The organism is Bacillus sp. Pc3 (assembly GCF_000815145.1).
Taxonomy (GTDB): Bacteria; Bacillota; Bacilli; order Bacillales; family Bacillaceae; genus Bacillus; species Bacillus velezensis.
Map to the genome: position 1 here is coordinate 1696550 of NZ_CP010406.1, position 16842 is coordinate 1713391.

Annotated in this window: 4 protein-coding genes; all 4 read right to left on the bottom strand. The window is 51.3% G+C overall.

Going from position 1 to position 16842, the window contains the following annotated elements:
• Positions 1-7: 7 nt before the first annotated feature.
• A complete protein-coding gene (locus SB24_RS07960) occupies positions 8-1318 on the bottom strand; it encodes an aminotransferase class I/II-fold pyridoxal phosphate-dependent enzyme (RefSeq protein ID WP_007410240.1) in 1311 nt (436 codons plus the stop codon).
• A 121-nt stretch (positions 1319-1439) separates the two neighbouring features.
• Positions 1440-2171, bottom strand: coding sequence for a surfactin biosynthesis thioesterase SrfAD (srfAD, locus tag SB24_RS07965; RefSeq protein ID WP_012116775.1), 732 nt, complete (start codon positions 2169-2171; stop codon positions 1440-1442).
• Positions 2172-2190: 19 nt separating this feature from the next.
• Complete coding sequence (gene srfAC, locus SB24_RS07970; RefSeq protein WP_039252815.1) at positions 2191-6027, bottom strand: surfactin non-ribosomal peptide synthetase SrfAC; 3837 nt, start codon at positions 6025-6027, stop codon at positions 2191-2193.
• Positions 6028-6061: 34 nt separating this feature from the next.
• Positions 6062-16822 (bottom strand): surfactin non-ribosomal peptide synthetase SrfAB, encoded by a 10761-nt coding sequence (gene srfAB / locus SB24_RS20505; RefSeq protein WP_039252817.1) that lies wholly within the window; start codon positions 16820-16822, stop codon positions 6062-6064.
• Positions 16823-16842: the final 20 nt, after the last annotated feature.

The window sequence follows — 16842 nt, forward strand, 5'->3', positions numbered from 1 at the left end:
TTTTTTGTCAGCCTGATATTTCCGCCTGTTTCTGCAGCTGCTTTGCTTCCTGATAAATTTCTTCGAACAGATCCGCGATGTGTTCCTCTTCAACACATGAAAATGCGATTCGCAAATCGGTTTCATTAATGGATATCGTCCCGATTCCTCTCTTTTCAAGCAACGATACTCTCAATTCGCCGGCGTTTATGTCTTTCAGCCGGACACACATGAAATAACCAGAGTTAAACGGGTAAGGCGTCCATACGTCATCATAGTGCTTGTTTTCTGCAAGAACGGCTTTCACTTTGTCAGCCCGTTTTTTCATGATGTTATATTTCAGCGATTTTTCTTTTTCGTATTCCGGTGACTGCATCGCCCGCAGCATAAACGTTTGGGACGGGTGCGGGGCGCTTGAAATCGTTCCCCTGATAATCCCTTTTGTTTTTTCCTCGAGCACGCGCAGCGCTTTTTCGCTTTTTGTGCTGTACGTAATAAAACCGACGCGGAAGCCCCACGCGTAATTTTCCTTCGTCGCGCCGTCTATTTTCACGCAAAGCACCCGGTCGTGCACTTGGGCGAGTTTGCTGAAGATGGATTCCTGAATGGCCGTTTCATCGTAAAACAGATTGTAATACGCATCGTCTACGAGTACGACAATCTCTTTGCCGGCTTCTGCCGCCTCCAGGATCACGCTGACGATTTCTGCCGCTTCCTCTTCTCCCGGCGTGTAGCCTGTCGGATTATTCGGGAAATTCAGCACGACAATCGCCTTTTCTTCCTGCTTTTTCAGCAGCTCGGACAGCCCCGCCGCATTAAAACGCCCATCCTGCTGAAAAAGCGGGTACGTCTCAATGGATGCCTTGCGCCGGACACCGAAAATAAAATTGTAATTTCCCCAATATTTGTCAGGCAGAAGCAGCGTATCCCCTTCATTGACGAACAAGTCGGCGGCAATGCTCAGTCCGTGTGTTAAAGCGTTTGTCACGATCGGCGTGCTGATGTCTTTGCCGGCTAATGAAGGATTTTCGAGACGCATTTTTTTCAGCCATTCCTGTCTGAGCGGCTCTTTTCCCTGAGGCGGAGCATAATCGTAGATATCATCGGGGTTATAGGCGGACAGTGTCTCTTGAATATGGGAAAAGTGCATGGACTCGCCCTGTGAGGTGGCGATCCCGATCGTGGCATTATACTTTCCGGCCTTGGCTTTCGCTTCCGCCGATTGTGTCAGCACCCCTTTCGGATAAAACAACTCTCTGCCCAAATCAGAAAGCATATGAAGCACGTGCGGGTTTTCTTCAGATAATGTTCTGTTCAGCTCTTTTGCTGCATCATTCATGTACGACAATCCCTTCAAAATTATATTCCATCAAATCATAACATAAAATTTTTGATAAATGAGAAAACTTACGGGCAGATTTTGTTACAAAAAACAGACAGCGAATGCTGTCTGTCATATCCTATAACAATTGGCCTGCAGTGCTCCTGTTAATAATCTCATAGATTCGTTCCGCCACTTTTTCAGTTTCACTTAATATGAACATGTGGCCGTCCGAAAACTCATGAAATACGGGATTGTCGGCCCATTTTTTCCATCCGTCCGCATCTTTGATACATTTTTTATCCTTCCGCCCGTTAAAAATATGGACGGGTGATTGAATGATGTGAGAATCAGACGGACGGAAGCTTTCAAGCGCGCGGTAGTCGGATCTGAAAGAAGGCAGGAAAAATGACATGACCTCCTTATTCTCCACTAACTCCTGCGGCATTCCGCCAAGCTCGATAATATGGGCGAGAAATTTTTCATCATCAAGATGAGACACTTTTTTCCTTTCAACATGCGGCGGCTGAATGGCTGAGATGATCACGGCCTGCGGGTAAATGCCCTCCCGCTCCAGCTTTTGCGCCAGCCTGAAAGCGACCATGCCTCCCATACTGTGGCCGAACAGCACAAACGGGCGGTCAGGATGGAGATTCAACTCCTGCTTGTATAAACTGACAAGCTGTTCAAAATCCTCAACGGCGGACATTTGATTTGTTCCGTGTCCCGGCGGTTCCGCGGCAAGCATCTCACACTCACCTTGAAGATAGGTGTGGAGCGGGCGGAATGATGCGGAATAGCCTCCTGCGAACGGAAAACAGATAAGCTGCGTTTTTTCCGTGGTATCGAACGATTTAAAGAGCTGGACCATTGGCGGGCTTCCTCCTTTTCTATCGTGAAGTTGTCAGCTTCAGATGTTCCTTCCTTAGGAATTCGAGCAAATATGCCGCATTCCTTTCGAGACATTCTCCCTGAAGCATTTCTGCGTGAGTACCGCAGCCTTTTTTCACACGGTATTCACCTGTCGTGGCTTCCTCCCACGAAGCGAGCCACGGCGGCATCGCAAAGTCCGGTTCTGACGTTAATAGATCTATATCCGCTTTGACCGTGCCGGTGCTGACGGTATGCACAAAATAAGAATAAAACGCGTTTGTTTTTTTGGCGAGACCTTCTTTGACGGCTTCGTTATTCAGCGCTTCATTGTCCCGGTTTACCTTCATCAGCGCCTGGACATCACTTTCTACGGTGCGGCCTTCCAAGTCGCTGACGCCTTGTTTTTTATAAGAATCAACCATGATCAGCCGCTCCACTTTACGGCCTTCGGCTTCAAGCCGTTTGGCCGTTTCAAAGGCGAGCGTGCAGCCTGCCGAGTATCCGAACAGCTTGACCGGTCCTTCCGGCTGGAGCTGATTGATCAGCTCTGTGTAGCGTTCGATGCGGTTGTCTTCCTCGATAAAATCAAACGCACAGATTTTATAGCCGGACAGCTGTTTTGCCAGCGGCTGGTACATCAGCCCGTAACCGAGAACCGGCGGGAACGCAAACAGTGTGTCAGACTGATTTTTATTCATGATGGTGAGATCTTTCATTCCTTTTTCTTCACCGTGAAGCAGATAACCGGCAATGTCTGCAATTGTCGTCGCTTCGAATAACAGCTGCACCGGAATGTCCGTACCGAGCTCTTTTTTAATGCGCGACGCTGCCGTCATCGCTTTTAAGGAATGGCCTCCGAGCGCGAAGAAATCATCATGAATCCCGATCTGCTGTCTGCCGAGGATGTCGGACCAGATGTGTGCAATCGTTTCTTCTGTCGCGTTTCGAGGCCCGATCCATTCTTTCGCCGCCTGAGTCTGATCCGGTTTCGGCAGCTGCCGTTTATTGACCTTCCCGTTTGTCGTTAACGGAAGCTCCTCTAAGAAAGTAAAGGTTTGCGGCACCATGTAAGCAGGAAGCTGTTTTTTCAGGTGCCTCTTTACGTCTTCAGCTGAAAGCGGCGTCCGGTTCACGAGGTAGGCGTTGATTGATGCATCTCCAGACTCATGGCGGTCCGCAACAACGACCGCATCTTTCACACCCGGGTATTCCTGCAGCTGCTTTTCAATTTCTTCAAGCTCAATCCGGTGTCCGCGTATTTTGACCTGGTCGTCAATACGCCCGGCGTATTCAATTGTTCCATCCGGCAGCCAGCGTGCTAAATCCCCTGTGCGGTAAAGCATTTCTCCCGGCTTGAATGGATTTGGGATAAACGTTTGCTTCGTCAGGTCATGACGGTTCAGATACCCTTTTGATACACCCATTCCGCTGATGCACAGTTCACCGACAGCTCCGAACGGCTGAAGCTGATTTTGCCCGTTAAGAATATAAACACTGGCATTGCTGATCGGCTTTCCGATCGGCAATGAGGAAATGGAATCCGGTATGTCGTGCACGACGTGAGCTGTCGCAAACACCGTTCCCTCAGTCGGCCCGTAGCAATTAATCAGCTTGCCGGGCCCCATGATCTCAAGCGCCTTTCTGACGTGAGGCACTGACGCGCGCTCACCCCCGAATAACACACAGCGAAGCCCCTTCAGCCACTCCTCTCCCGCATCGGTGAGAAGATTAAAAAGTGCGGTTGTCGCAAACATGACATTGACATTCTCCTGCCGGATCAGATCAGTGAGCCGTTCTGTATCAAGCAGTGTATGTTCATCTGCGATAATGAGCCGTGCCGCATTCAGTATTGATGAGTAGAAATCAAAGGTAAATGCGTCAAAGGCGTAATTGGAAACAGATAAGAACGTATCTTGTTCAGAAAATGCCATGTAGTCTACATGCTTGACCAATCCTTGAATATTGGCATGAGTGGTGATATTGCCCTTTGGCTTTCCGGTTGTGCCGGACGTATACATAATATACGCCGGATCATCGGGATCAATTGCGGCTGCAGGATCGCTTGCCTGTTCCTCAAACCGTGCCCGATCATCGATGATGAGTGTTGTTCCTGTATACGGCAGCTGAGCCGCTTTTTCTTTCATCTCCTGATGTGTCAGCAGACAGGCTGCCGCACTGTCAGCCAGCATGTACGAGATTCGGTCCTCCGGCAGCTTCGGATCAACCGGCAGATAAGCCGCTCCCGCTTTTAATACGCCGAGAATGCCGATCACCAGCTCAAGCGAGCGCTTCGTGTATAACGCGACAACGGTGTCCTTACCCGCGCCTTGCTTTTGCAAACGGCGCGCAAGACGGTTCGCTTCCTCATCTAATTCACGATAGGAAAGAGTCTGGCCGGAATACGTAAGCGCCGGTGCATCTGGATTTACATTCACCGCTTCCTTGAACCAATCTGTCAGAGGCTTCGCCTGATGAGTCTGAGCCGGCGGGTTTAAGCCGGTAAGCAGAAGCTCTCTTTCCTTTTCATCAACAAGTCTGATCGTATTGACAGGCTGATCCGGCTTCTGGATGAGCTGCTGAATCGCTGTGAGAAGCTGAGATTTTAAGCGCAGGATAAACGCCTCATCAAACACATTCCCGTTATAGGCAAGCTTAATCAGCATCTCATCACCTGGAGAAGCCATCAGGTTGAGATCATAATTCGATTTCTCAAAAACATGGACGTCCTCCATATCAAAGCCGTTTTCACTGTTTTCTTCATTTTTTGCATCCTGAAGCGGATAATTTTCAAACACAATGATGTGGTCAATCAGCTTTGGCTGATCGGCCTGGCTTTGGATGTCATAGAGCGGCACATATTGATGCGGCTCAGACTGCAGCGATTGCTCCTGCAGCTGCTTGAGCAAGCCGTTAAATGTGGTATCCTCAGACAGCTTCACCCGCCTCGGGACAGCATTGATAAACAGCCCGACCATATGTTCAACGCCTTTGATTTCTGCGGGACGCCCGGAAACGACTGTGCCGAAGATCAAATCGCCGGACTGCTGGTAGCGGCTGATTAATACACTCCAAACCGCCTGAAGCGCCGTACTCAAAGTGGTATGCTGCGATTTTGCAAGCTCGGTAAATGCTTTTGTTTCCGCCTCCGGCAGTGAGAAGAGCAGCTCTTTCGGCTCATAGCCGTCCTTTTGTTTCTTTCTTTGCTCCGCAAATGTCGTTTGTCCTTCAAAATCTTCTAAGTACCCGCGCCAGTAATGCAGTGATGCTTGTTTATCTTGCTTTTCAAGCCACTTGATATAGTCTTTATACGGTTTGACCGGCGGCAGGCTGTACGGCTTTTGTTCGCGCAGGGCATTGTATACCTTAAACAGATCCTGCACGACGATGCCGAAGCACCAGCCGTCCAAAATGATGTGGTGGTAGCTCCACACCCATTCAAAGCTTTCTTCCGATTTTTTGAAAATGGCTGCCCGCATCGGAATATCCCGCGTCAAATCAAAGCCCTTGATCTTATCCTGTTCTTTGTATTCATTGATTTTGGCTGTTTGCTCGCTGTCCGTTACATGTGTCAGATCGATTTCTTCTATCTGAAACTGCCGTTTTTTCAATACGACTTGGACCGGCCTTTTTACTTTTTCGTGAATGAACACGGTACGAAATACATCGTACCGGTCCATGATCACATTCATGCTTTCTTCAAGGCATCTGATATTCAAGCTGCCTTTTACTTTCATTGTCATTTGTTCGATGTAAAAACTTTGGCCGGGATTCAGGAGAGTATGAAACAGCATTCCCTCCTGCATCGGCGACAAATAATACATGTCCTGAACCTGATCTTTGCTGAATTGGCTCATTTGCTCCGCTCCCCCCTTCTGTGATCTGTTTTTGTCACGTTAAATTCTCCTCAAGCATGTCAAAGATGTCTCCCATTTCATCCATCTCAAGATCCTGCGCGCTGAAATCGCTCGGCGTAAATTCTTTCTCCTCTTTGGCCGTGCAATGGCGGATGATCATTAAGAGATTGTCTTTAAACCGCTGCATCTGTGTTTCGACGGTGCTTCTTTCATATTCTTCCTGATTGTATGAGCAGGAAATGACGAAGCGGCCGCCTGTAACCATCCCGCTGAAGCTTAGTGCGTATAACGCCTCTGACTCTTCGCTGACTTGACGTCCCATATCATATGGAGACGGCTCAAACCATTCCGTTTTCACTTCATTGTCAAACTGCCCCAAGTAGTTAAAACTGATTTCAGGCGTGACGCCTTTTTCTGTTTTATCAGATGACAGATACCGGAGAATCCCGTAACCGACGCCTTTATCAGGAACGCGCCGCACCGTCTCTTTTACCGTTTTAATGACGGAAGAGATGCCGTCTTCCTTGCTGATCTGCAGAATCAACGGATATTGGGCCGTAAACCAGCCGACCGTCCGTGAAATATTGACATTCGGTATGATTTCTTCCCGGCCGTGTCCTTCTAAGTTGATGCCGACTTTGCCGTTTTCCGTCCATTCACCGATCGTTAAGCCGAGCGCGCTGAGCAGAATGTCGTTGATTTCCGTCCCGTACGGATGATGAACATCTGTGAGCAGCTGTGCCGTTTCTTCCTCAGTCAATTCACATTTCACGGCCGCCGTATGTTTGACGAGCCGTTTGTTCGGATCATGGTCTTTCGGCAGCGGCCGGAGTTCTTCCGTATCTGCCTGCGCCCAATAAGCCGCCTGCTTTTTCAGCTCTTCTGATTGCGCAAATGTGTTCAGCGCCTCCGCCCAATCTTTAAAGGAGTGGGTTTTCTGCGGGAGGACGATGCTGTTTTGCTGCTGCGCCTGTTTATAACCTGAAGCGAAATCCTCAAGCAGAATTCTCCATGAAACCCCGTCCACGACGAGATGGTGAATCGCGATTAACAGATGATCGCCTTGTTCTGTCCGGTATTGCTCCGCTTTTAACAGCGGGCCGTTCTCCAGATCCAGACTTCCCTGAAGATGATCGGCAAGCCGCTGAATCTGGCTTTTCAGCATATCCTCGTCAGTTCCGTACAGATCAACGATTTCAAAGCTTGCCTTGCATTCTGTGACAGGGAGGTATATCTGAATGATGCCTTCCCTTTCTTCACGGTAAACCATGCGGAGCGCATCATGGTGTTCAATCAATGCTTGCAGGGTTTTTTCCACCAGGTCCGGATCAAAGCCGTCTTTCGCGTGAAGCATGACGGATTGGTTCCAGTGGTGTTTGTCCGTGAAGTTTCGTTCAAAGAACCAGCGCTGGATCGGCGTTAAAGCCGCTTCGCCTTCGACCGGTCCTTGGTCGGCCTGCTTGCCTTCCGTCCGCTCCACATACGAGACGAGCTCTTCGATGGTCGGATGCTGGAAGAGGTCTTTCATCTCCAGCTTGTAGCCGTGCTGGTTCAGACGGCTCGCCATTTGGATGCCTTTGATCGAGTCCCCGCCGAGCGTGAAGAAATTATCGCTTACGCCGATCTGATCAAGACCGAGCACTTCCTGCCAAATGTCGGAAAGCAGCGTCTCCATCTCCGTTTCCGGCGCTTTATATACGGCGCTTCCCGCTTCAATGTCAGGCGCCGGCAGGGCTTTTTTGTCAATCTTTCCGTTTGCGGTGACCGGAAGCTCGTCCATCTCCACCCAGAACGCCGGCACCATGTAGTCAGGCAGCGTGTCTTTCAGCGCGGCTTTGAGCGTTTCGATATCGTCCTGCTGAGGCGCGACATAGGCGCAAAGCGCGGTATTGCCCGCTTTGTCTTCCACGGCCGTCACCGCTGCGTCATGAACGTCCGCAAGCTGGGCGAGGCGGACTTCGATTTCTGAAAGCTCGATCCGGTAGCCCCGCACTTTGACCTGCTGGTCAATACGGCCGATGTATTCGATGCCGCACTGCGCGTTCCATTTGACGAGGTCGCCGGTCCGGTACATGCGCTCGCCAGGCACGAACGGATCGGCGGTAAACCGCTTCGCCGTTTCTTCTTCACGGTTCAGGTATCCGCGCGCCAGACCGCGGCCGGCCACACACAATTCACCGGCAATGCCTTCCGGCTGCACCTGATCGCCGTCGCCGAGAATATAAACTCTCGTATTGGCAATCGCCCGTCCGATCGAAAGCGATCCTTTCTCCGGATTGATGACGCCGCTTGTCGCGACGACGGTGTTTTCCGTCGGGCCGTAGTTGTTGACGATCGTGTACGGCTGTTTCACCGCCCGCTTCAGCTTGTCGCCGCCGACGAGAAGCATGCGGAGAGAGGTATTTTCCAGCTCCATAAATTGTTCGGCCAGCTGCGTCGGCAGGAAGGTGATGGTCACGCCGTGCTCTTCGAAATAGTGATTTAAGCGGGTGATATCCAGCCGGATCGCTTCGTCAATGACGTGAAGCTCCGCGCCGATGGTCCATGTCGGGAACATTTCCCAGATAGAGGCGTCAAAACCGAAGCCCGCGTATTTGGTGCTTTTATCATCCGCCGTCATGGCGAATGCGTCGTGATGCCAGAAGCACAGGTTCACCAGCGCATGGTGTTCGACCATGACACCCTTCGGCTGTCCGGTCGTTCCTGACGTGTAAATCATATAAGCGAGATGATCCGCCGTTGTTTCCGTCTGCGGGTTCGCTTCATCGTTTTCATCAAGCGGCAGGCTCAGAATGGAGCGTCCGCCGTCAAGCAGGATCGTTTCTCCGTTGTAGCTGTCCGGCACGCCCAGCGCTTCCTGTGTGAGAAGAAGCTTGGCGCCGCTGTCCTGCAAAATGTAGCTGATGCGCTCTTCCGGGTAGTCGGGGTCAATCGGCACAAATGCCGCGCCTGCTTTCAAGACGCCGAGTACGCCCGCGGCCATTTCCAAGGACGGTTTCGTCAAAATGCCGACACGTTCGTCAGCCGTGACGCCGCAGTCCATGAGAATGCGCGCGATGCGGTTCGCCCTTGCGTTCAGCTCGCCGTACGTCCATTTCGCGCCGTTATATGCCGCGGCCGGCCGGTTCGCGTAGCGGGCGGCCGTTTCTTCAAAGAGACGGTGAACCGTTTTGTCCCGCGGTACAGAAAGTGTTTTTCCTTTCCATGCGTCAAGGAGAGCTTGTTTTTCAGCATCGCTGATCAGTGAAATCTCAGGCAGCTTTCTGTCCGGACTTTCTGCCGCTTGCTTCAGAATCCGCAGGAACCCGGCGCTCCACTTTTCAATTGTTTCTTTTTTAAACAGATCAGTCGCATATTCAAACTGAAGGCCGAGACCTTCTTGATCCGTAAAGCCGCCGAGTGTCAGATCGAATTTCGCCGTGCCTTGGTTTGACTCATACGGAGTGATGCGCAGGTTCTCCAGTTCCAGTGTTTCTTTATCCGGATCTTCTGTCGTCACCATAACCTGGAACAACGGGTTGCGGCTCATATCTCTCGGCAGGTCAAGCTTTCCGATCAGATCCTCAAACGGATAATCCTGATGCGCCAGCGCGTCGAGATTGGTTTGTTTCACTCGTTCGAGCAGCCCGGCGAAGGTCTGCTCTTTTCGCGTTTCATTGCGAAGCGCAAGCGTATTGACAAACATCCCCGGCATTTCCTGAACTTCGGCGCTCGTTCTTCCGGCGGTCACCGAGCCGATAATGATATCGCGCTGCCCCGTGATTTTGCTCAAAAAGACATGGAACGCGGCGTGAAGCACCATATGAAGAGTCGCTCCCGATGATTCCATTAATTCACGCACCGCTTTTTCCGTTTCACGCCCCGCTCTGAAACGGACGGATTGTCCTTTAAAACTTTGAATCGGCGGACGGGGGAAATCGGTCGGCAGATTCAATTCAGGAAGCTCGCCGGAAAATGCGGAGAGCCAATAACGCTCATGGTCTTTCATCCGTTCGGCCTGCTCGGGTTCATTCTGCCAGACGGCGAAGTCTTTATAGTGCAGGTTCGGCGACGGCAGGCTTCCGCCTTTGTAAAGATGAGCGAGCTCTTTGACCAGCATGCTTCTGGACACGCCGTCGGCAATAATATGATGCATATCCAGCAGCAGCAGGTGTTTCTTTTCATTCAGTCTGACAAGAGCGGCCCGAATGAGCGGAGCCGCACTCAGATCGAACGGCTTAATGAATGCCTGAATGATAAGATCCGCTTTCTCCTCGTCTGCTGCTTCAAAGATGTGCAGGTCGATGTCAGCCTGTTCTGCGATCTGCTGCATCGGGCGGCCGTTTTGATCGATAAAGGACGTCCGCAAAGACTCGTGACGATTGATCATCTGATTGAGCGCTTCCTGAAGCCTTGAAATATTGACTTCTCCTTCCATCAGAAGAACGGACGGCATATTATAACTGATTGTCTCCCGGTCAAGCTGGTTCAGGACATACATCCGTTTTTGGGCGGATGATAACGGGTACGCGTCTGCACTGTCGGCCGGTGAGATCATCCGATATCCCTCAGATACCGCTGATTTTTCAATATATGCGGCAAGCAGGCGGACAGTCGGCTGTTCGAACAGCGCTTTTAACGGAACCGTTTTGTCCAGTTCAGCCTGAATATTGGCGAGGAGCATCATGCCTTTTAAAGAGTGCCCGCCGTAATCGAAGAAATTATCGTCAATGCCGAGCGTATCCGTACCGAGTGTCTGTTTCCAAATGCGGCACAGCTTTTCCTCCAATTCCGTTTCCGGCAAAACTGAAGCTGTTTGCGCCGTTTGGCTGACGCCCGGTTTCGGAAGGGCGTTTTTATCGGTTTTTCCGTTGGCTGTGAGCGGAATGCGGTCTACTTGTATGAAATAAGCCGGAAGCATATGAGACGGCAGTGTTTCGGAAAGCCGTTTGCGAAGCTCAGAGCCTTTCAGCTCGCTGTCGGCTTTATAATACGCGCACAGTTCCGGCAGCCCGCCTTCGCTGACTGCGAGAACGACCGCCTCCTGAATGCCGTTTACGCTTAACAGCACAGTTTCAACCTCTTTTAATTCAATGCGGTAGCCCCGGATTTTCACCTGATCATCCGCACGGCCGATAAATTCAATCGTCCCGTCAGGAAGCCTGCGGACGACATCTCCCGTTTTGTACATGAGGCTGTCCGGTGAAAAAGGATTTGAGAGAAATTTCTCCGCCGTCAGCTGCGGACGGTGAAGATATCCTCTGGCAAGCCCCTTCCCGGTAATATAAAGCTCGCCGCTTGCGCCCGGAGGAACGAGCTGCATTGCTCCGTCCAATACAAGCGCGCCGGTATTTGCGATCGGGCGGCCGATGACGGGACGCTGCTCATATTGATCAAGACGCTCCATATTGATCCGTTCCGCAATGGCGCCGATCGTCGTTTCCGTCGGCCCGTAGTGATTGATGAAGTCGGTATGGGCGTATACGTCATGAAACTTGCGGACATCGGACGTGATGATCTTTTCTCCGCCGAGCACCACTAAACGAAGCGGGCTGAAACGGCGTTCTGACGTAAAACGGGCTGTATTGACGATCATATGGAACAATGACGGCGTCAGTTTCATATACGTAATGCCGTTTTTCTGTATATACTCACCAAGCTGATCAGGCGCGGTGTACATCTCTTTCGGCACAATGTGCAGCTCGCCGCCCGCCTGAAGAATCGGGAATATAGCCGTATAGCCGAGATCAAATGCGTAAGAAGACAGCAGCACGGATTTGTCAGCTTCGGTCAAATCGGCTTCACGGCTGAACCATGTGACATAATTGATTAGATTGCGGTGCTCCAGCTGGACGCCTTTCGGTTTGCCCGTTGTTCCCGAGGTATAAATGATATATGCAAGCTGGTCGGCGCCGGGCTCCGTTTCAAGCCGGTCGGCGCTTTCGTTCTGCCATTCTCCGTCTTCCATTACGACCGTTTTTCCTTTATAAACGGCGGCCGCGGTCATGTTTCTCTCATTGACGACCAGAAGCTTCGTTCCGCTGTCTTCAAGAGAGTAGCGGATTCTCTCTTCAGGAGTCTCCGGATCAATCGGGAGAAATGCCGCTCCGGCTTTCATGACACCGAGAATCGCGGTAATCAAGTCGGCCGAACGATCCATCATAATGGCCACGATGTCCTCACTGCCCGTTCCGCAAGCCTGAAGGTGGCGGGCAAACCGGTTCGAGCGTTCATCAAGCTCACGATATGTCAGACTTATTCCGCCCGCAACCGCCGTGAGATCAGGCGTTTTTTGCGCTTGCCGTTCAAACAGCGAAACAAAAGTGCCCTCAGGCAGATCCGCCTCCGTCCGTTTTTCATCAGAAAGGAGCGCTTCCCGTTCAGGAGCTGACAGCAGGCTTGCATCGGCCAGCTGAATATCCGGATTTTCAGCGCAGGCTTTAATCAGATTGACAAAATGAGCGCTCCAGCGGCGGATGGTTTCGTCCGCAAATAAGGCTTTCGCGTAATCAAAGCTCAATCCGACCTCTTCTCCGCGCTCAGCCGCTTCTAAGGAAAGATCAAATTTAGCGACATGATGATGCATGGAGTAAGAAGAAATCTCCAAATCTCCGAGCCGCAGGGCCGGGATCTCCATGTTCTGCATATTAAATAACACGCTGAACAGCGGACTCCGGCTTGTGTCCCTCGTTAACGGCAGTTTTTCAATTAATTCTTCAAGCGGATAGCTTTGATGCTCAAAAGCTTGAAGGCTCGCCGTTTTCACTTCATCCAGAAATTGCTTGAACGTTTTTTTGCCGGCAGGATGCGACCGAAGCGCCACTGTGTTGACAAACATGCCCGGCACGTCTTGGAGATCAGGATGCTGTCTTCCGGCCGCCGGAGACCCGACTATGATGTCTTCCTGCCCAGAATATTTGGACAGCAGCACTTGAAAAGCGGCTAACAAGAACATGTACATCGTCGTATCCGTATCAGCCAGCAGCTTCTTAATCTGCGCCGTCACCTGTTTATCAAGCCCGAAGATGACGCGTTCCCCTTCAAAACTGCGCTCGGCAGGACGCGGGAAATCAAGCGGCAGATCCAACACCGGCAGATCGCCTTTGAACGTATCAAGCCAGTAGGCTTCGTGCTGATCGAGACTTGCTTTTTCACGCTGCCAGACTGAAAAATCCTTATAATGAATCTTTGGCAGCGCAAGCTCCGTGCCTTGATAAAGCTTCGCAAGATCACCGATGAAAATGCCCATTGAGCTTCCGTCCGTAATAATGTGGTGCATGTCAATCAGCAGAAGATGCCGGTCTTCTTCAAGCCGGATCAGCTTCGAACGGACAAGCGGCGCGCGGTTGAGCGCAAACGGCCTGATAAAGGCTTTTGTCAGCTCTTCTGCATCTTCTTCCCGGCCCTCGGCGGTTTCAAGCTCAAACGACACATTTTTGTGAATGGTCTGCACGACTTCTCCCTCTGCCATGTCAAACGACGTACGCAGTGTCTCATGACGGTTGATTAATGCCTGCATGGCCTCCTCAAGACGCTTTTTGTCTACTGACCCTTCCAGCAAAAGTACAGCAGGGACGTTGTAGCTCGTGCTGGCCTGTCCGAGCTGATTAAGGATATACATCCTGCGCTGTGCTGAGGAAACAGGATAATGCTTCTGATAAGGCGCTTGTCGGATCGGTTCAAACTGCTGTTCCTCCTCGCTCTCATGCTCCAAATAATGCGCAAGCTCCTGAATGGTCGGCTTTTCAAATAACACTTTAATCGGTACTTCTTTTTGAAAGTGCTCCTGGATTTTAGCGGTCATCATCATGGCTTTTAAAGAATGTCCGCCAATCGTGAAGAAATTGTCAGTCACACCCGCTTTTACACCGAGAATGCCTTCCCATATGTCGGCGAGTTTCTGCTCCGCTTCCGTTTTCGGCGCTACGTATTCTTGTTGAACGGCTTCAGCCTGAGGCTCAGGCAGCGCTTTTTTATCAATTTTCCCGTTCGCCGTCAGCGGAAACTGATTCATCTGGATGAAGTGTGCGGGAATCATGTATTCCGGAAGTGATTCCGAAAGTGTTTTGCGCAGGTCTTCCGGCGAAAGGGCTTGGTCTGCGGTAAAGTAAGCGCAGATTTCATTTTCATCCGCTTTATTTTTCCGGATCACAGCCGCAGATTCCGTCACATTCTCCGCCTGGCTGATTTTCGCCTCGATTTCGCCGAGCTCGATTCTGAAACCGCGGACCTTTACTTGGTTATCAATTCTGCCGAGAAACTCGATCGTGCCGTCCGGAAGCCACTTCGCCAAGTCCCCCGTCCGGTATATCATTTCATCCGGTCTGAACGGATCGCGGACAAACTGCTTCTCCGTTAATTCAGGCAGATTCACATAGCCTCTTGCCACTCCGCTTCCGCCGACGCACAGCTCACCGGGCGCGCCGATCGGCTGGAGGTTGCGGTTTTCGTCCATAATGTACGCAGTGGAATTTCCGATCGGCTTCCCGATCGGGATCGAACCGTCATAATCCTGATCAATGAGAAAACTCGTCGAAAACGTCGTATTCTCCGTCGGCCCGTATCCGTTCCAAAGCGACAGCTCCGGTGATGCCTTCCTCACTTTGCTGACGATATGCGGCACAAGCGCATCACCGCCGATGATGAGGTGCCGGAGCGTGTTAAACATGCCGGCATCCTTTTGGGCAAGCTGATTAAACAGCGGAGACGTCAGCCACATGGTCGTGATCCGCTGCTCTTTCAGAAATTGGGCGAGTTGTCCGGCGTCAAGCAGCGTCTCTTTTTTCACCGGGTGCAATGACGCTCCGTTCAGCAATGCGCCGAAGACTTCGAAGGTTCCGGCATCAAAGCTGACGGCTCCCGTTTGCGCCATCCGGTCTTCTTCATGAACCGGCACGTAATTCGAATGTTTGACGAGCCTGATGATATTTCTGTGTTCAATCATGACGCCTTTCGGTTTGCCGGTCGATCCGGATGTATACATGATATACGCCAAGTCGTTGCCGCCGGCCGGAAGATTCAAGTCTGTTCCGCTTACCGTTTCATCCGCGCTTTCATCCAGCATGACGACCGGGACTTGCAATGCGCCCGCTTGTTCTTGATAGTCCTGAACTGTCAGCACGAGCCGAATCGAGCTGTCTTCCGCCATAAAGCGGAGACGGTCCTCCGGAAAAGCCGGATCAATCGGCACATATGCGCCGCCTGCTTTTAGGACGGCAAGCATTCCGACAACGGTTTCCGCAGACCGGTCGTTCATAATAGCGGCGGTCCGGCCTTTTTCCAGCCCGCTCTTCACAAGGTGTCTCGCCAGGCGGTTGGCCGCTTCGTTCACTTCACGGTAGGTCCATTCGCGTCCCGCTTCTTTTATCGCGATGCTTGCAGGCGTCCGGTTTGCCTGTGCTTCAAACAAACGGTGAACGGCCTCCTCTTCCGGAAGCGCCGTTTTCGTATCATTGAATACCTCAACAATCTGCCGCTCTTCTTCGCCTGAAACAAGGCCGAGTTCCCGTACGGGCGCGTCAGGCGTTCCGACCGCGGCTTTCATCATGCGGGTCAGATGGTGCGCCGTTCGTTCGATGGCATCATGAGCGAAAGCCGCTCCGTTATATTTGATTTTGACAGTCCACGTTTTTCCCGGATACACGATGAGATTGAAATCAAAGCTCGTCTGCTCAAAAGCATGTTCAACTTTAATGGAAAAGCCGAGTCTTTCCTCCATGCCCCCGTTTTCCAGCTCTTTGTCCAGCGGATAGTTTTCAAACGCGACCAAATGATTTAAGAGGCTGCCGTCCAGGGCGGAGCGCTTTTGAATGTCATAGAGCGGCACATAATCATAGCGCTCGGCTTCCACGGCGTTTTTCTGAACTGCCGCCATCACGTCCGAAAAGGCTGCATCTTTGTCAATTTTGATTCTGACGGGAATTGTATTGATGAACAGCCCCGCCATCGTTTCTATGCCGTTGATTTCTGAAGGACGGCCTGATACGACGGTGCCGAACACCACATCGTCTGTATAGTTGTATTTGCTGAGCACCGCACCCCAAACGGCCTGAAACAGGTTAGGTCCCGTGACTTGATGCCGGTTGGCGGTCTGCTGAATCTGCGCGACCAGCTCTTCATCCCAGACAAAAGAATATTCTTCATTTTGGTAGTCTTTCTTTTCTGATGCCAGACGGCCCGGGAGCAGGCTCGGCTGTTCGAAATCCGCCAGGCGGCTGCTCCAATATTGTTCCGCCTCCTCATAATCCCGGCCTCCGAGCCATTTGATATAGTCAGAGTAAGGTTTGCCCTGGCTTCCCCCGGCGGGCCGGCCGGCACGAAGCGCTTCATAGTTTTGGAACAGGCTTTTCATCAAAACGCCCATACTCCAGCCGTCCATGACGATATGATGATTGCTCCAGACGAGATACAGCTCCTTCTCACTGAGTCTGAACACCGCCGCTTTAAAGAGAATATCCTTCGCCAGATGAAAGCCCTGCTGCTGCACGCCGCGTTTATAGCGTTCAATATATTCGGTTTGGCGCGCTTCATCTAATTGACTGATATCTTCATAGTGCACCTTCGTCTTCCGCTCGGCTAATACGACTTGGCGCGGTTTTTGAAGCTGCTGGTGCACGAATACCGTACGCAGGATGTCATATGTCCGGATCAGCTCATTGACGCTTTTTTCAAAAAGCTCCAGCTGAAAACTTCCGTGAATCCTAAGCTCTAATTGTGTGAAGTAGGAGGAAGAATGCGGATCAAGCAGCGCATGATAAAGCATTCCCTCCTGCATCGGTGTGAGTGCATACACCTTTTGAATCGATTTTTTGCTCATATGTCACCTCTGTCTTTTCT

What these genes read in the sequence shown, in the direction of transcription:
- SB24_RS07960 (WP_007410240.1), bottom strand. Translation starts at nt 1,318, where the DNA reads ATGAATGATGCAGCAAAAGAGCTGAACAGAACATTATCTGAAGAAAAC.
- srfAD (WP_012116775.1), bottom strand. Translation starts at nt 2,171, where the DNA reads ATGGTCCAGCTCTTTAAATCGTTCGATACCACGGAAAAAACGCAGCTT.
- srfAC (WP_039252815.1), bottom strand. Translation starts at nt 6,027, where the DNA reads ATGAGCCAATTCAGCAAAGATCAGGTTCAGGACATGTATTATTTGTCG.
- srfAB (WP_039252817.1), bottom strand. Translation starts at nt 16,822, where the DNA reads ATGAGCAAAAAATCGATTCAAAAGGTGTATGCACTCACACCGATGCAG.